Source organism: Pseudomonas sp. PvP089 (assembly GCF_017875165.1).
In the GTDB taxonomy this organism is placed as follows: Bacteria; Pseudomonadota; Gammaproteobacteria; order Pseudomonadales; family Pseudomonadaceae; genus Aquipseudomonas; species Aquipseudomonas fortuita.
Map to the genome: position 1 here is coordinate 1,726,703 of NZ_JAGGME010000001.1, position 15,655 is coordinate 1,742,357.

The 15,655-nt window shown below is 56.6% G+C and carries 15 protein-coding genes and 1 pseudogene; 11 read left to right on the forward strand and 5 right to left on the reverse strand.

Annotated features, from left to right (window positions below; translation table 11 throughout):
• The first annotated feature begins 422 nt into the window (after positions 1 to 422).
• The 6 genes from istA to J3A71_RS07990 all read left to right on the forward strand — a co-directional run bounded on the left by istA (position 423) and on the right by J3A71_RS07990 (position 7,815).
• Positions 423 to 1,937 carry an IS21-like element ISPpu7 family transposase gene (gene istA / locus J3A71_RS07965; RefSeq protein ID WP_019437638.1) on the forward strand — a complete coding sequence of 505 codons (1,515 nt, stop codon included), beginning with the start codon at positions 423 to 425 and terminating at the stop codon, positions 1,935 to 1,937.
• A 17-nt stretch (positions 1,938 to 1,954) separates the two neighbouring features.
• On the forward strand, positions 1,955 to 2,710 hold the full coding sequence (gene istB, locus J3A71_RS07970) for an IS21-like element ISPpu7 family helper ATPase IstB (RefSeq protein ID WP_019437637.1): 756 nt from the start codon (positions 1,955 to 1,957) through the stop codon (positions 2,708 to 2,710).
• A 165-nt stretch (positions 2,711 to 2,875) separates the two neighbouring features.
• On the forward strand, positions 2,876 to 4,831 hold the full coding sequence (locus tag J3A71_RS07975) for an AAA family ATPase (RefSeq protein WP_054901952.1): 1,956 nt from the start codon (positions 2,876 to 2,878) through the stop codon (positions 4,829 to 4,831).
• Positions 4,828 to 6,492: an ATP-dependent helicase gene (locus J3A71_RS07980; RefSeq protein ID WP_054901951.1), complete on the forward strand. Its 1,665-nt coding sequence runs from the start codon at positions 4,828 to 4,830 to the stop codon at positions 6,490 to 6,492. Before J3A71_RS07975 ends, J3A71_RS07980 begins: the two co-directional genes overlap by 4 nt.
• 242 nt (positions 6,493 to 6,734) lie before the next feature.
• The gene (locus tag J3A71_RS07985; protein ID WP_054901950.1) at positions 6,735 to 6,992 is read left to right on the forward strand and encodes a hypothetical protein; all 258 of its coding nucleotides are present in this window, start codon (positions 6,735 to 6,737) and stop codon (positions 6,990 to 6,992) included.
• 85 nt (positions 6,993 to 7,077) lie between these two features.
• Positions 7,078 to 7,815, forward strand: coding sequence for a hypothetical protein (locus tag J3A71_RS07990; RefSeq protein ID WP_054901949.1), 738 nt, complete (start codon positions 7,078 to 7,080; stop codon positions 7,813 to 7,815).
• Between the two features lie 566 nt (positions 7,816 to 8,381).
• On the opposite strand, the gene J3A71_RS07995 is transcribed toward J3A71_RS07990, so the two are convergent.
• Positions 8,382 to 9,413 (reverse strand): hypothetical protein, encoded by a 1,032-nt coding sequence (locus tag J3A71_RS07995; RefSeq protein ID WP_054901948.1) that lies wholly within the window; start codon positions 9,411 to 9,413, stop codon positions 8,382 to 8,384.
• A 149-nt stretch (positions 9,414 to 9,562) separates the two neighbouring features.
• On the opposite strand from J3A71_RS07995, the gene J3A71_RS08000 reads away from it, so the two are divergent.
• Positions 9,563 to 10,057 carry a hypothetical protein gene (locus J3A71_RS08000; protein WP_054901947.1) on the forward strand — a complete coding sequence of 165 codons (495 nt, stop codon included), beginning with the start codon at positions 9,563 to 9,565 and terminating at the stop codon, positions 10,055 to 10,057.
• A gap of 366 nt (positions 10,058 to 10,423) precedes the next feature.
• Here the strand turns inward: J3A71_RS08000 and J3A71_RS08005 are convergent, their stop codons facing one another.
• Positions 10,424 to 11,974, reverse strand: a complete 1,551-nt coding sequence (locus tag J3A71_RS08005) for a TIGR04141 family sporadically distributed protein (RefSeq protein WP_060510436.1) — start codon at positions 11,972 to 11,974, stop codon at positions 10,424 to 10,426.
• A 181-nt stretch (positions 11,975 to 12,155) separates the two neighbouring features.
• Here J3A71_RS08005 and J3A71_RS08010 point away from each other — a divergent pair, with 181 nt between their 5' ends.
• Together J3A71_RS08010 and J3A71_RS31325 are read left to right on the forward strand one after the other, a co-directional pair.
• Entirely contained in the window at positions 12,156 to 12,365 is a 210-nt protein-coding gene (locus J3A71_RS08010; protein ID WP_054903770.1) for a hypothetical protein, read from the forward strand.
• A 2-nt stretch (positions 12,366 to 12,367) separates the two neighbouring features.
• Positions 12,368 to 12,694, forward strand: a complete 327-nt coding sequence (locus J3A71_RS31325) for a hypothetical protein (protein WP_054903769.1) — start codon at positions 12,368 to 12,370, stop codon at positions 12,692 to 12,694.
• A gap of 272 nt (positions 12,695 to 12,966) precedes the next feature.
• Here the strand turns inward: J3A71_RS31325 and J3A71_RS08015 are convergent, their stop codons facing one another.
• On the reverse strand, positions 12,967 to 13,140 hold the full coding sequence (locus tag J3A71_RS08015; RefSeq protein WP_156340891.1) for a hypothetical protein: 174 nt from the start codon (positions 13,138 to 13,140) through the stop codon (positions 12,967 to 12,969).
• 41 nt (positions 13,141 to 13,181) lie between these two features.
• On the opposite strand from J3A71_RS08015, the pseudogene J3A71_RS31330 reads away from it, so the two are divergent.
• Positions 13,182 to 13,367, forward strand: a pseudogene (locus J3A71_RS31330) (hypothetical protein); the annotation flags it as partial.
• A gap of 276 nt (positions 13,368 to 13,643) precedes the next feature.
• On the opposite strand, the gene J3A71_RS31335 reads toward J3A71_RS31330, so the two are convergent.
• The gene (locus tag J3A71_RS31335) at positions 13,644 to 13,934 is read right to left on the reverse strand and encodes a hypothetical protein (protein ID WP_054903766.1); all 291 of its coding nucleotides are present in this window, start codon (positions 13,932 to 13,934) and stop codon (positions 13,644 to 13,646) included.
• A 175-nt stretch (positions 13,935 to 14,109) separates the two neighbouring features.
• Here J3A71_RS31335 and J3A71_RS08020 point away from each other — a divergent pair, with 175 nt between their 5' ends.
• Complete coding sequence (locus J3A71_RS08020; RefSeq protein WP_014859200.1) at positions 14,110 to 15,249, forward strand: glutathione-independent formaldehyde dehydrogenase; 1,140 nt, start codon at positions 14,110 to 14,112, stop codon at positions 15,247 to 15,249.
• Positions 15,250 to 15,340: 91 nt separating this feature from the next.
• Here J3A71_RS08020 and J3A71_RS08025 read toward each other — a convergent pair whose 3' ends face one another.
• Complete coding sequence (locus J3A71_RS08025) at positions 15,341 to 15,589, reverse strand: hypothetical protein (RefSeq protein WP_016711391.1); 249 nt, start codon at positions 15,587 to 15,589, stop codon at positions 15,341 to 15,343.
• Positions 15,590 to 15,655 lie beyond the last annotated feature (66 nt).

The following is a 15,655-nucleotide window of genomic DNA, read 5'->3' on the forward strand; positions in this document are numbered from 1 at the left end:
TTCTCCAGGAACGGGGACTGGCCTCGCCAGGTGGCACGGCGGAGGCTATCAGGCGCTCAGTCGGAGGGGTAAGTTGGCGATCTGAATTTGTTCGCTGAGCTGCCCTGGCTGCCAATGATTGGTGAGTGTGATGTGAGAAATTTTCTGAGCCACTATTTGGCTACCACGTAACGATGGGCTGGGCTAGGATTGGCCAGCTGCAGCGTTATTCAATCAGAGTGCGGATTCCACGCTGACTCGGACACCCATTCCACGCGCATCCGGACAGTGATTCCACGCTGATCCGGACACTCATTCCACGAGCATCCGGACACCGACTCCACGGTCATCCGGACACTTTTCTGGCAGGCAGCCACGCAGGATTTATTCACTACCATCGATCTCTTTTTCGAAGCAGAGAGGTCGTTGTGGAGCGTTTATCCATGCGTAAAATCCGAGAGGTGTTACGCCTCAAGTTCGACTGCGGCCTGTCCGTGCGCAAGATCGCCCGCAGCCTGGGCATTGGCCACAGCAGTGCCGGTGATTACCTCTGCCGTTTTGCCGCCAGCGGCCTCACCTGGCCCTGTTCGTTGTCCGATGCCGAGTTGGAGCAGCAACTGTTCCCGCCGGCCCCGGCGGTTGCCAGTGAGAAGCGGCCTTTACCCGATTGGGCATGGGTGCATGCCGAACTGCGCCGCCCCGGGGTGACCCTGGCGCTGCTCTGGCAGGAGTACCGCCTGAGCCAGCCTCAGGGCTTTCAGTACAGCTGGTTCTGTGAGCACTACCGAGCCTGGCAGGGCAAGTTGGACGTGGTGATGCGTCAGGAGCACCGCGTCGGCGAGAAGCTGTTCGTCGACTATGCCGGCCAGACGGTGCCGGTTATCGATCGCCACAGCGGCGAGATCCGCCAGGCGCAGGTGTTCGTCGCGGTGCTCGGCGCGTCCAGCTACACCTTCGCCGAAGCCACCTGGTCGCAGCAGCTGCCGGACTGGCTAGGCTCCCATGCCCGCTGCTTCGCCTTCCTCGGCGGCGTGCCGGAGATCGTGGTGCCGGACAACCTGCGCAGCGCGGTGAGCAAGAGTCACCGCTACGAGCCGGACATCAACCCGAGCTACCGCGATCTGGCCGAGCACTATGGCGTGGCGGTGGTGCCGGCGCGGGCACGCAAACCGCGCGACAAGGCCAAGGCCGAAGTCGGCGTGCAGGTGGTCGAGCGTTGGATCCTCGCCGCACTGAGGAATCGGCAGTTCTTCTCCCTGGATGAACTCAACACGGCCATCGCCGGGCTGCTGGAGCGGCTCAACCAACGCCCGTTCAAGAAGCTGCCGGGCTCCCGGCAGTCGGCCTTCGACAGCCTGGATCGTCCGGCGCTGCGCCCCCTGCCGGAGCAACCCTACGTCTACGCCGAGTGGAAGAAGGCGCGGGTGCACATCGACTACCACGTCGAGGTCGATGGGCATTACTACTCGGTGCCGTATCAACTGGTGAAGAAGCAGCTGGAGGTGCGCCTGACGGCGCGCACCGTCGAGTTTTTCCACGCCAACCAGCGAGTGGCCAGCCACCTGCGCTCAATGCACAAGGGCAGGCACAGCACGCAGGCCGAGCACATGCCCAAGAGCCATCGCGAGCATGCCGAGTGGACGCCGCAACGGCTGATCCGCTGGGCCGAGCAGACCGGGCCGAACACCGCCGGCGTGATCCGGCACATCCTCGAACGGCGCATCCATCCGCAGCAGGGCTACCGGGCCTGCCTGGGCATCCTGCGCCTGGGTAAAACCCACGGTGAGGCGCGTCTGGAGTTGGCCTGCCGTCGCGCCATCAGCCTCGGCACGTGCAGCTACAAGAGCCTCGAATCGATCCTGCGCCAGGGGCTGGAAAACCTGCCGCTAGCTCAAACCAACCTGCCGCTACTACCGGACGACCACGCCAACCTGCGCGGATCCGCCTACTACCACTGACCCCAAGGAATCCCACCATGCTGCCCCATCCGACCCTGGACAAGCTGCAAACCCTGCGCCTGCACGGCATGCTCAAGGCGCTGAATGAACAACTGAAAACCCCGGACATCGACAGCCTGAGCTTCGAAGAACGCCTCGGCCTGCTGGTCGACCGCGAGCTGACCGAACGCGATGACAAGCGCCTGAGCAGCCGCCTGCGCCAGGCCCGGCTCAAGCACAACGCCTGCCTCGAAGACATCGACTACCGCAGCCCGCGCGGACTGGATAAGGCGCTGATCCTGCAACTGAGCAGTGGTCAGTGGCTGCGCGACGGCCTCAACCTGATCATCGGCGGCCCCACCGGTGTCGGTAAAACCTGGCTGGCCTGCGCCCTGGCCCACCAGGCCTGCCGGGAGGGCTACAGCGTGCGCTACCTGCGCCTGCCACGTTTGCTGGAAGAACTGGGTCTGGCCCATGGCGACGGCCGCTTCGCCAAGCTGATGAGCAGCTACGCCAAGACCGACCTGCTGATCCTCGACGACTGGGGCCTGGCCCCGTTCACCGGCGAGCAACGGCGCGACATGCTGGAGCTACTGGACGACCGTTACGGCCAGCGCTCGACCATCGTCACCAGCCAGATGCCGGTGGACAACTGGCACGAACTGATCGGCGATCCGACCCTGGCCGATGCCATCCTCGACCGCCTGGTGCACAACGCTTATCGGATCAATCTGAAGGGTGAATCAATGCGCAAACGGACGCAGAAATTGACGACGCCAGCCAACCCGGACTAACAATGCCACCCCTGCGTCGCTGCGCTCCGACTGCCTGTCCGAATGAGCGTGGAACAGGTGTCCGGATCAGCGTGGGCTGAGTGTCCGAATGGCGTGGAATCCGCAATCAGAGCGTGCCTGAGTGCGTGGGCCGCCGGTCATGGTTAGCCAGAAGGGATTCGAGCGTTGATACTCAAGCAGATGCGCGTGTGTGGTTTTCAATCGTTTGGTGCGAAACCGGTCACTGTCGATTTCAGAAAACTGACGTTCCTGATTGGCCCCAACGGTTCCGGTAAAACAGCAACGCTGCAGGCGCTCTGCCGACTGTTCTCGATTGATCCTAATCAGCGACGCCTGCGCAAGTCTGACTTCTTCGTTGCGCATGACGAAGAACATAGGCCGGATGAGCGCACGCTGTGGATCGAGGCGGATTTCTACTTCCCAGAGATCGCCGACGAGACCCAGGAACACCCGACCATCCCGTGCAACTTTGGGCATATGCGGTTGGATAACATCAACGGTGTGCCCCGTGTGCGTTACCGCCTGGATGCCTCGCTCGGGCTCGACGATGAGATCGAGCAGAGCCTGCGCTACGTGTCGGAAGTCGACGAAGACGGCAATCCAGTTGCTACGTCCCCGGTACCGCGCGATGAACGTAATCAGATCCAGGTGCACTACTTGCCCGCGCGACGTGATCCGGCTGAACACATCACCTACGGGACAAATGCGCTTCTTGGTCGCTTACTCCGGGCCGTGAACTGGGCGGAGCAGCGCGAAAAGATCAGCCAGCTGTCCGCCGATATCTCCGAGAGCCTCAGCACCAACCCATCAGTGATCAACCTCGGTGATGGGATCGCCAATGCCTGGGGCAGGCTACACAAAGGTAAGTTTTTTAAAGACCCAAGCCTGACGTTCGTCACTCATGAAATCGAGGCATTGCTTAGGCATCTCTCGGTATCCTTTACCCCCGGCCACGGCGAGCAGCAAGTCGATTTCTCTCGTCTGAGCGATGGGCAAAAATCGATGCTCTATCTGACCTTGGTGCTCACCTCCCAGGCCATCGGAAGGGCAGTGCTTAAAGGCGATGATGACTCATTCGACATGGATAAGCTCAAGCCTGCCGTGTTCACCCTCATCGCTCTGGAAGAGCCCGAGAACAGCCTGTCCCCACATTATCTGGGCCGGATCGTATCGTCACTGAAGGATCTGGTGCTCGGTAGAGGAAATTCAGACGCTCAGGCAATGATCGCGACGCATGCTCCATCCATGTTGCGACGCGTCGAACCTGAGCAGATCCGTTACCTCAGACTTGATGAGTCACGCTGCACGGTCGTGACCAGGATCAAGATGCCACCGGACAAGCATGGCGAAGCCTACAAATTTGTCAGAGAAGCCGTTCAGGCGTTTCCTGAAATCTATTTCTCAAGGTTAGTGGTGCTAGGAGAGGGTGATAGCGAGGAGATTGTGTTGCCTCGTTTACTCGCTGCAGAGGGACTTATGGTGGATGAGGCCGCGGTGTGCATTGCACCGCTAGGTGGCCGCCACGTGAACCACTTCTGGCGTCTCCTGAGCGAGCTGAAGATTCCTTACGTGACATTGCTGGATCTCGATGTGGCGCGGCATGGCGGAGGGTGGGGGAGGATCAAATATGTGGCAACACAGCTCAATCTCCATCAGCCCAGTCGGAGCTACATCTCCGCGGAAAAGCTGGATGAAATTCCTGCATGGAACAGCAAGGACTACAAGATTCTCAAGGTTGAGAAGAGCCGTGAATACCCGTCATACATCGCAGGGCTGGAACCTTATGACGTGTTCTTCTCAAGTCCTATGGACTTGGATTTCGCCATGCTCTGCGCTTTTCCAGCAGCGTTCGGTATCGAGGCCAAGCACCTTGTGACACCGAAGGTAGGCCAACTCAGGTCTGTCTTGGGCGACAGCTTCTACGATGAGAAGCAGTACAGCGTTTCTGAGCGACAGTACTTCGCTGCCTACCACAAGCTCTTCAAGGTAGATAGCAAGCCTAAATCGCACATTGAGGCGCTCTCAAGGCTCACGGATGAAGACCTGCGGCAAGGCATGCCGTCATCTCTCAAACGGCTCGTCAAGCATGTGATCAAAATGGCTGGGGAGCTCCACGAATGATCAGGGTCGAGGAGTGGACGCCATCGGACGGAATCGTGCTTGAGCCTAATGCAGATACCGCAGCAAGGGAGCAGATACGCTGTGTAGCGTTGACGGCAGGCCCAGGCTCAGGGAAGTCCGAACTTCTCGCTCAGCGGGCCGACTTCCTGCTCACAACCGGTGTATGCCGTTACCCAAAGCGTATCTTGGCAATCGCCTTCAAAGTTGATGCCAGCAATAACCTGAAGGAACGTGTTTGGCGTCGGTGCGGCGCCGTTTATGCGGGTCGCTTCGACAGCTATACCTTCCATGGTTTGGCCAAGAGAATTGTCGAGCGGTTCCGACCTGTGTTGACAGGCACCGATGCGCTGAACCCGAGCTTCAAGGTTGTTGCCAAGGGCAAGGCTCATCCCGTGCAGACCGAGTTCAAAGAACTCATCCCACTCGCCATCAAGATTCTTGACGCCTATCCGCCGGCGATCAACGCGATACGCCAAACGTACAGCGATGTCTTCCTGGACGAATTCCAGGACTGCACGGATGAACAATACAAGCTCGTGACTAGGCTCTTCGTAGGGTCTGGTCGCCGCGTGACTGCGGTAGGGGATGTGAAGCAGAAGATCATGGGATGGGCGGGTGCCTTGGATGGTGTGTTCGCTAGGTTCGTCGAAGACTTCGATGCGCGACACCTCAATATCTACCGCAACTTCCGGTCACTGCCTCACCTGCTTAGGCTTCAGAACGACATCATCAAAGTGCTCGATCCTGCATCGGAAATGCCTGGGAGTTTGCTCACTGGCCAAGGGGGTGAGATTCATTTGCTGCGCTATGCCGATTGCGAAGATGAGGCCCGTGACCTCGCCGAGCGAATTTCGCATTGGGTCAACGTTGAGGGAATCGCACCCGCAAAGATCGCGATACTTACGCGTGCTCAGCCCGAGGCCTACTGCGTGCGTTTGACTTCCGAGCTGGAGAGCTGGGGTATCAGCTATCGGAACGAAAACAAGGCACAGGACATCTCCACTGAGCCTATTGCCCAGGTCATCGTGGATTACCTGCTTTGTATCTATGGCCTGCGAGAGCCCAAGGCTTGGACGCGTCTAACTCGCCGGATCATTCCTTCGGAGGACGACGCCGACGGTAAGCTCAAGAGCAATTGGAGTCGTTATGTCAAAGAGGCGCGCAAGTCGGCCGCGGCTGATATGGTTGGCAAGACGTATGCTCAGCGGTGGGAGCTCCTGGAAGAGTTTCTGACGATGGTGGGGCAGACGTTACTGGCCGGCCTGTCTCATGATTACCAGTCCCGAGAGCATCTACGCGAGCTCATCGAGAGCGTCAAAACCTACATTGACGAAGCCATGGTCAGAGAACCCGACCTTCTTCAAGCGCTGGCTCAGCTCTCAAATGACCAGTCGATACGAATACTCACCGTGCACAAGAGCAAAGGCTTGGAGTTCGACACAGTCGTATTGCTTGGCGTAGAAAGTCAGGCCTACTTCGGTGACCTCCATGAGAGCCGATGCACATTTTTTGTCGGCGTATCACGTGCAGAGCGACGACTTGTGGTGACAACGGCGGAGCATCGGGACAATCTCGGGCAGGTCAACCACTGGAAGGTATCCCGCACAGCCCAAGCTGAATTCCTAGGGTACGTGAGTCCTTGGATCACCCATTCTAACTGATCATGGAAAACGATCGGCAAACCGCGCAGCGCCATCCCAACCTACGCAGGTGTTGGTTGATCGTTGCCGTGAAACGGCTAGCTGCCTGAAAATTCCGCCTGAGAAAGATCCGGGGCTTTCAATTCCTACAAGCGCTTCTCAAGGTCTATGCCTCAACCCCCACATCCGGGCAGTGCTGGCACCTATGACGAGGTTCGGCAATCGCTGGAGGACTACCTCGCGCCGTTCAAAGGTGAGGCCTAATGTGGTGCTCCTGGGGTGATTACGATGCCAAGCAATTAGCCATGGATGCCGACCGGAAGATCTGCGAACCCATGCTTGCCGGCCTGGCACACACGAACGCCAAAAAGTGGCACTGGAAAGTGCTGAACTGCCGTGCAATGGCCCTCCGGCCTGCAGTTGAAGACTGGGGCATCGAGTGGTCAGGCCAGTATCACAGAGGTATCGATGCCGCTCGAAACTTGGGCGTGCTGGTAGGTGAGATCCTGCGAGCTGGCTGATCCGGCTGGGCTGGCAGTATCATGTCAGTTTGAGTGCAAATGGGCCCTGCGGGGCCCTTTTCTTTGGGTGAAGGAAGAAACGGCAATGCTGGATTGGTGGGACAAATATCGGGACAAGGCATTGCTGGTCGCATTCGGGGTGGCTTTTGTACTGCTTGTGTTGGTGAAGGTGAAGCTGGACGTCCCGGCTTTTATGAAAGGGCCGGGCTGGAAAACCTGGATCGATTTTTTCCAATCAGATGCCTTCGAAGATATAGCTGGCGATACCCTTACTGGCTTGATAAGCGGCTATATTTTTTATGTCTTGGTACAGTGGATGCCAAGGGTCAACGCTGAGCGAAAAGCCAAAAAACTGTTGAATTCGCTGGTTTCCGGACACGTTGAAAGCTTCCAAAAAGCAGAGATTTTCGGTCATTCACGATCTCTGGCAGAATTTGATGAGCTAAAAATTGGTGATATTGAGGGCAACCTCCAAACGCTCCAAGGGGAGACTGAGGTGTCTAGCTTGCTGGCGATTTCCTACATGAGCAAGTGGAGCCATCAAATGATGTCGGATTCGCTGCAGGTAGCTCTGATGCTAGGAATTCCACAAGCACAGCTTTGGATGGAGCTGACTTCCAGGGTGGCTAAGATCAAGTACCTGTCCGAGGAGGCTGATAAGGGTGGGGTTCTTGGGCGACAGCGCCAAGCAGTGGACACGATAGGCGCCGTAGTAATCGGGAAAGAGGCTTGTGAGGCGGATCAGAAATGGCACGAGGAAATAAAGTCTCAGTCCACGAAATTCTTCGAGTTGGCAAAGAAATGGGAGAAGATCAACAGCTAAGCAAGGTGGATTGAATAATTATACTCATGCAGCGCTGCACTTTACTATCGAGGTGCAGGATTGCTTCTAATTGAATTATTGAATAGAACGAAAAATCTATTGAGAGCTAACTTCCTTTCGGTGTGCTTCAGACCTAAACTCAGACCCAAATGGGCACACGTAAATGCCAGATGCTGGGCCCATCGTGTTTAAGAAGCCAGAGCATTGCGATAGTAGAGCAAATATTTGCTTTTCTCGACAGTTTGTTGTGGGGCTGCTAATCGCTTCTTGGTGTTGGCTGGAAAGCCTGATGAAACAAGTAGTGCAATTATCACCGATACCCCATCCAATACTATTCACCCAATATTCCTACTCTCCCCCTACCCAAACACCCCAAACCCCCTCAACCCGAGCCCCCATAAACCCCTTTTGTCCCCGTCAAATTACCAAATCACCGCATACTATCTACTCACTACTACTACCTCTTCGGGTGCTTTGCCCACGAGCTTTGCAAGCAAAGACACCCCAGCTAGCCCTCCTGGAGAGCCAAGAAAAACATACGCAGAGGGCAGCAGGGTAGGGTGCGATCACGCAGCAGGAGGCCTGACCAGAACCAGAGATTCGTCGTCCTGTTCGTACACTTCAGGTATGGCTTCCTCACCAGGAAACTCCATTGCCACCAGAGCTTTCGCTTGGTTGAACGCTCGGTGGATAGAGTGACCAAATCCGATAGCTGAGTAGAACTGTGCAGCGAAGAAGCGAGCGGGCAGATCGCCAACATCGCGGTTCATGCCTATCGCTGCTGGTACGTGCCGGATACATGCTGCGGCTTGGTTAAACGAAAAACAGGTGTTGAAGAAGACGAGCTTCAGGTTGTCGGAGCCGATTGCCATGGCGCTCACGATACCCTCCAGTGGGACATGCTTTGCGTTCCCCTGGTCATCCTGGAGTACCAGCGTGTCAGCACTTGTGCCGTGGCCGCTGAAGTGGACAATGGTCGGTTTAAGCTCGTTTATGGCTTGGAACACATCCATGGGCCTAACCGCCCAGCGGGTATGAAATTCAAGCACGTCCCGATGTGCGGATGCCCTGATCTTCTCGCCAATCAGACGCGCTTCCTCATCCAGCAGTAGCCTGTTGCTTTTATCGCTACCGGGGTCAGCTGCGAAGAACACCACCGTGATTTTCTCAGGCAGTGCTTTTAGCTTCTCGATCTCTCTGGCAGTTTGATCGTGCAGTTCTTCATGACGGGTCAATCCATCGTTGATCTCCCTCAAGCGCTGCTCCTGTGCAGCATCCAGGCGCTGCTGTTCACGCTTGAGCGCCTGGGCCAGACGCTGTTCACTCTGGGCTAGCCGCTTCTGAGCTTCGAGGATCTTCTTCTCTAGTTGGCTGACATCAGAAAGCGCTTTGGTCTGTTCGCTCTGGTAGCGTTGGGCATCACGTAGCTTAGATTTCACCGTACTAGCGGAAGAGGTCTTGCTGGCTGCGGCGCTTGCATCGGCGCTTTTCTTGCCGGCATTCGCCGCCGCCTTGACCTTCTTTACTTTGTCGCCCTGTAGCCTGGCGATGGTGCGTTGATGCTGCTCCACTTGGGTGCGATAGAGGCTGATGCTCACCGGTAGGATCCTTTCTGTAGGCGCAGGGTGCCCAGCAGGGCGCTGGAGGCGCTATCATAGTGCCACTCCCGCATGTGCGATCGCTACAGCTAGCCATCACAGCCAAGCCTTGCCGCACGACGCACTGCCAGCAATCTTTGGATGGTCTTATGGACGAAACCATTTCCTACCTGAAAGACAGGTTCAAGGATGAGCAAGACCGCTTCAATCACGTCGAGAACAAGAGCGCGCGATTCTTCACGGCGGTCTCGATTCTAATTGCAGGCCTCAGCGCAATCGCAGGCCTCAAGAACGGGGTCATTTTTCAGCTTGGATCGCCGCTGGCCATCCTGACCTTCATTGCCTTCATCGTGGCTGCGTTCGCCATTGCCTGTGCGTGGGGGCACGCCCTGAGCGCACTTCGCATCAAGGACTACCCGAACCTCCCGTCCTCCCGCGCCACTGGCGAGTATTTGATTGCCGTGGATGACGAAGGGCAGAAGAAGCACATCTACAACTGCTACATCGATACGCTTGAGGCGCTTAAGGTCACCGTAGCGGAGAAGACCAAGCCCCTGGATCTCGCATACCAGGAAATCACTATCGGAGCGGGTGCCTTCGCAGCGCTCGCTGTTCTAGTCACCTTGAGGGAGCTAATTGCGTGACCGACCAGAAGAAACCAAGCAATAGCGAGCAAACGCGTGTTCCGCCACCGCCGCCTACAACTGAATACCAACGGCGCGCTGAGGAGCCTCCTGTTAACCGTCAAGGCACAACAGACCGTCGTCGCTGAGCCGTCACTCCAGCCGAGGGGCAAGCCAACCAGGTCAGGTAGACCCACAAGCTATGTAGGTCAACCAGGCCTGGTAAGCTCATCAATATCATCAATCCCTCGACTCTCAAGGGGGAGCGATTGCCCTTCATCGAGAAGGGATTAGTACAGCTGCAAACAACAATGCGACGTAGGGCAATCAATGCTCGTGTCATCACAACAAACAATCTAGGCATTGTTTTGGGTAAACGTCAGCGAGTTAATTGCCAATTCGGCACACCTCGACCTGGTAGCCCATCGCACCAAGCCTTTGTGCAAATTGCCTGAAGTTCACCTTCGAGAAAAACGGCATGTGCAGTTCTGCATTGGGTTGCATGATGGCGAACACGATTTTGTTGCGCGGCTGTGTGCCTGGGTTGAAAGCGAATTGGAACCCTCCCAGATCTGCGAGGTGTGCGTTCACCTGGGTAACAACGTCCGGGGAGTTGATCAGAGCCTCAGCAGACACGTAAGCCTGAGAGAAGAGGTGGCTGAGCACGCTAGACGACGAGTACTTTTTGACGTGGATGATGTGGTGATCCGGTGTGAGCAAATCACAGAACTCGAACGGGCCGCCTGCGCCTGTAAGTCTTACCAGCTTCTGGTCGAGCAGATAGAAATTTACGTTATCGGCAATGCGCCTCAGGTAGGCGCCTTCGTGGTCAGTGCGATAGGAGGGGAACTCCAGGTTGCACGGAGTTGCAGCCTCAAAAAAGCGATTCACTTGCTCGGTATAGTCGCGATCGATCTGATACCAGTCACCTTCGCTGAGTAGGTAGATTTTGCCTTCGTGCTCAATTTCCGCCTCAAGACACATGTACAAAGGCCAGGTGGCAAGTCGTTGCTCGTCAGCCCCGTAGAGGTAGATGCGCTCAGAATCCAGCGCTGGGCGGGTGACGCCGCCCAGTAAGTGCTTGGCGAGCAGCGCTTGTCTAAGATCCAGGTCAAATGAGATCACTGGGCCATTGTGCGAACGCGCACTACGTTTGACATAGCTAAAGCCGCTGACATCATTTCCGAGCATTTCAGGTGCAGCTGCGCGGACGCAGTCAAACCGCTCGGCATTCATCGCTTCCACGAGCACACGATCTAAATGTCCTTCGAGTGCCGCATCTCGCACCGGGACGATGAAGTCCATCCAGGGATATTTTTCCTTGCAGTGATCATCTTCGTAAGCCGTCAACAAACGAAGCGCGATTTCTGGGAAGTCTTCAAGCTTGACGTCGGAATGTAAGGCCAATGAGTCCGAGCCGCTGACGTACTCGCCTTCATCTTGATCGTTCTCCACGATCCCGGTCAGCGACTTGAGGATCTCCGAATCGAACTTGAAGTCGAATTCGGTTATCGACAACAGCCTCGACGACTGCGCCTTTGAGCGTAACGGAGTGCGGTCAATGTTGGATTTCTCCACAGACTTGATCAGCAGTGGATCCGTAAGGCTGAGCGCGGTGCGTAGCCCGAAGTAGCGCTCAATCGCGAGAGGATCAATCAGGTGCCTGGCATGGCCAAAAGTGAAGCAAAAAACCCTGCCTCTAATTGCCAGGACGAGCAGCGCTTTGAGCGATCTGCCGGTCAGATCAAGGCCCGCTACTTCTGGAACAGCGCCGAAGAGCTGCGTCCACTTTGGATGGGAAGGGTTTTTCTGGTGATAGAAGAGGCATTCAACATCACCTAACGCGAACGCGATTGGTCGTAGGTTGACCTCGTCGGAAAGCGCGTCCTGGATGGTTCGCCCTTCCTTGAGCAAGAACACATTGATTGTGATCTTCACGCATCACTCCTTGACCCCTCGCCTTGATGTTAAATTGGCATCTGCCACTGCCCCCGTCAAGCCAGGTAAACGACGCGCTAGGCCACCTACTTTGGCCAAGGTGGGGATCATGAAATTAGGGTGTGCAGCACCCGTACGCGCTACCCTGTTGTATCACTCATGCAATGCACGAGGAGCGCAAATGAAGCGAAATCTGGATTCAATGCTTATGCCCGACTCTCCCGCTGTGCAAGAAGCCGTTGAGGCCATGAAGCGCTATCACCAAGCCCAAGACACAGGCGAGCCTGATTGCGAAGTCGAGCGGCTAAGATTGGCAGCAGAACAGCTGTTCCAGTCAATCAGCGACTACCAGCTCGCAGCCTTGGGGCATCAACCCCTTGTTCGCCACTGAGCATGGCTGAGCACCCTCAGACTCCCGATGGACGCTATTTCGTGGTGAGGGGGCGCCTATGGCGATGCAGCGATCCCACGCTCACCGTTGAGCACCGGCAGCAACTGGTCGACGCATTGATGGACGCTCGACGTGCAGTGAAGCTGGCAAAGGCAGCCAATGATCCTGACCAGCTTCTGAGAGCCAGGCAACAGGTTGACCAGGCGAAAGTTGCCTTGGGTGAGCGCGGGCCAGTTTGGTGGAGCGATGGTGCGCCCGATTACAACCGCAAGCTGGTCACCAACTCGCCTTACCATAGCTGGTACCAAGCTTTGAAATCTGGAGCCTAGCGGGCGCTATGCACCAGTGCACGCTCAGTCCTTACTCGATATATTGATGATCAGCCCGGTTATCGAGTAAGCACAGTTTGTCATTCTTTGAGTGGAATTACCCAGCGGCCCGGGACACTGAGCATCTCGTTTGGGAGGCCGCTGTGGCGGCCTATGGCGCGGATCTGCCTGCCATCCTCAGTGACCTTCTCAATCGCTACACTCGCAGTCCTGGGATGGATACTGTCGCTCGCGTAACTCCTGAATGCCTATAGATTTGGTTCGGATGCTGCTCAAGCTGAAGTTTCTGCAGATGTTACGAAGGCATGTTGAGCAGCCTGCAGCCGCTCTTGCAGCCGGGCAACATAGGCCTCAGCTTCAACTGCATTCGCGAACGAAACTGGATGGCCGTCAATGATCATTTTGCAGCCTGATCCGTGTTCGTCGACCTGGATATCGATCTTCATGCCCGCCATCTCCTTGGTGTTGTTTTGGCGGCGCGGAGGGTGTGCGGTTGTCGCGAACAGGCAGCACGCAAATTGTTCATAGGCGTGTATGCCGGCAGCGGTATGGCACTGCATGAAGAAGCCTTCGACACGCGTCCAGGAGAGTCGATGACGCGTGCCTTGGTCTGGGGGGACGTGCGAGGTGCCTCGCTACCGAGCGCAACCAGCCTTCGCAACGGCTTGCTTGAACAAGCAGCTGGAAGCCGTGGGTAGCAATTTCCTCTCAGCGATCCACGGCTTGATGAGTCCAGGTGACATAAGCCGCTTTGAGAGATTGAGGCAGTTGTGGGGAATCGGGTTTCAATTCGCCCGATTTCTTCACCCACTCGGTGAGCCAGGCGATGACCAAAGTTCGAGTGACAGGGCTGGGCCCAACCTGGCGCTCCAGTTCGGCAGCTACCTGATCTAGGAACGCGATCTTCAGCGTCCAACTGGGCTAGCTGATCAGCCATTGTCTCGTCCTCCTACCCCACGTGCTGCTTCGGTTCTTGGGCGGATAGAGCCAGGGCACGACCCCGGCCAGCGCCCCGCGCCATGGCCCTAGTTACGTATTCACCAGGCCTTTTTGCATAGGCTTCCTCAATCCTAGCCAAGCCCGAGCGCTCGTAGATCCCGATGAACAACTGGGTGTCCCCTGTGCGGGAAAGCCGAACCTGAACATCGAGCTTGGCTCCGTCATCTAGTTCCTCCACATGGGAATGGAGCTGCAGAGCTGGATCTGCACAAGCCCAAAATACCGCTCCACGATGTCGCATCCTTGCCTCATCAGGTCTTCCTCATTCGCTACATACAAGGACGCGAAATCATAGAGCAACGATGATTAGTACCACCGATCCGAGCTGCGACAGACTGTGGTGAACACCTGAGGCTCAGCGATTACCTGAAAAAGGTAGGGCGCATTTCCGTCGCCCCTGACTTTGGGAGTTCAGCATGAAAGCCATCGTGTACAACGGCCCACGTGACGTCGCGGTCAAGGATGTACCAGACGCAAAAATTGAAAAGCCTACGGACGTGCTGGTACGCATTACCACGACCAACATCTGCGGTTCTGATTTGCACATGTACGAGGGCCGCACCTCGTTTGAAGCCGGGAGAGTCTTTGGTCACGAAAATCTCGGTGAGGTGATCGAGGTGGGGGCAGGGGTCGACAGGGTCAAAGTCGGTGACCGTGTCTGCTTACCCTTCAATATTGGCTGTGGATTCTGTGAGAACTGTGAAAAAGGCCTCACTGGGTTCTGCCTTACAGCGAATCCTGGTGCTGCGGGCGCCGCTTACGGTTTTGCCGAGATGGGCCCGTATCAGGGCGGGCAGGCCGAATTGCTGCGCGTGCCCTATGCGGATTTCAACTGCCTGGTACTACCGGAAGATGCCCAAGAGCGTGAGGATGACTACGTCATGCTCTCGGATATCTTCCCTACAGGTTGGCATGCAACAGAGCTTGCCGGTTTGCTACCGGGTGAAAGCATTGCGATTTACGGCGCAGGGCCTGTCGGCCTGATGGCCGCCCATTCGGCAATCATCAAAGGTGCATCTCAGGTGTTCGTCATCGACAACCAACCGGATCGTCTGCAACTTGCCGCGCAGCTGGGGGCAACCCCAATCAACGCAGTCGAGCAGAAGGCCGTGGAAGAGATCATGAACCTGACCCATGGCAAAGGCACCGACCGGGGATGTGAGTGCGTGGGCTACCAGTGCTGCGACAAGCATGGCCATGAAGCGAACTACCTCACCATGAACAACCTGGTCGCTTCAACCAAGGCCACAGGCGGCATTGGCGTGGTTGGTGTGTTCGTGCCAGAAGATCCTGGAGCGAAAAACGAACTGGCGAAGGAAGGCAAGATGGCCTTCGACTTCGGTGCGTTCTGGTTCAAGGGCCAGCAGATCCGGACAGGCCAGGCGAATGTGAAGGCCTACAATCGCCGCCTGGCAGAGCTCATCCATCATGGGCGCGCCAAGCCCTCGCAGATCATTTCCCATCGTTTGAAATTGGCCGAAGGCCCAGATGCCTACAAGCATTTCGATGCGCGGGATGATGGTTGGACGAAAGTGGTGCTCAAGCCTGCTGCGTGATCCGCTCTCACTGCTTCCAGGGAAGGAAGCTTGGCGAGAAGGGAGATCTGCATGCTTTAGAAGCTAGCCTCACCGGCTTGTCAGGGCGTTATCACCCGGCAATTTCCAGTTGTGTGTTCTTCCGCCACCCTCGCAGATTCATGGCGCAAAGGCAAAACTGCAGGATGATCAGAGCCCAGGCTTGTGCTTGCCAGCCCCACACAGCCCACAGCACGTTGCTTGCGATGAAACAGCAGAATCCTATCTTCCTTCTACCCGGACGGCGCGAACCGATGCACCAGGCTGCCAGTACGGTCATCACCATGGCAGGCCATTCAAGTAACCCGATCCAATATTCCATGAAACTTTCCAACTGATGATGGGATATCTGAAACTAATCACCTGCCAGCGTTCTGAGCGCTGGCAG

What these genes read in the sequence shown, in the direction of transcription:
- istA (WP_019437638.1), top strand. Translation starts at nt 423, where the DNA reads ATGCGTAAAATCCGAGAGGTGTTACGCCTCAAGTTCGACTGCGGCCTG.
- istB (WP_019437637.1), top strand. Translation starts at nt 1,955, where the DNA reads ATGCTGCCCCATCCGACCCTGGACAAGCTGCAAACCCTGCGCCTGCAC.
- J3A71_RS07980 (WP_054901951.1), top strand. Translation starts at nt 4,828, where the DNA reads ATGATCAGGGTCGAGGAGTGGACGCCATCGGACGGAATCGTGCTTGAG.
- J3A71_RS07985 (WP_054901950.1), top strand. Translation starts at nt 6,735, where the DNA reads ATGTGGTGCTCCTGGGGTGATTACGATGCCAAGCAATTAGCCATGGAT.
- J3A71_RS07990 (WP_054901949.1), top strand. Translation starts at nt 7,078, where the DNA reads ATGCTGGATTGGTGGGACAAATATCGGGACAAGGCATTGCTGGTCGCA.
- J3A71_RS08000 (WP_054901947.1), top strand. Translation starts at nt 9,563, where the DNA reads ATGGACGAAACCATTTCCTACCTGAAAGACAGGTTCAAGGATGAGCAA.
- J3A71_RS08010 (WP_054903770.1), top strand. Translation starts at nt 12,156, where the DNA reads ATGAAGCGAAATCTGGATTCAATGCTTATGCCCGACTCTCCCGCTGTG.
- J3A71_RS31325 (WP_054903769.1), top strand. Translation starts at nt 12,368, where the DNA reads ATGGCTGAGCACCCTCAGACTCCCGATGGACGCTATTTCGTGGTGAGG.
- J3A71_RS08015 (WP_156340891.1), bottom strand. Translation starts at nt 13,140, where the DNA reads ATGAAGATCGATATCCAGGTCGACGAACACGGATCAGGCTGCAAAATG.
- J3A71_RS31335 (WP_054903766.1), bottom strand. Translation starts at nt 13,934, where the DNA reads ATGCGACATCGTGGAGCGGTATTTTGGGCTTGTGCAGATCCAGCTCTG.
- J3A71_RS08020 (WP_014859200.1), top strand. Translation starts at nt 14,110, where the DNA reads ATGAAAGCCATCGTGTACAACGGCCCACGTGACGTCGCGGTCAAGGAT.
- J3A71_RS08025 (WP_016711391.1), bottom strand. Translation starts at nt 15,589, where the DNA reads ATGGAATATTGGATCGGGTTACTTGAATGGCCTGCCATGGTGATGACC.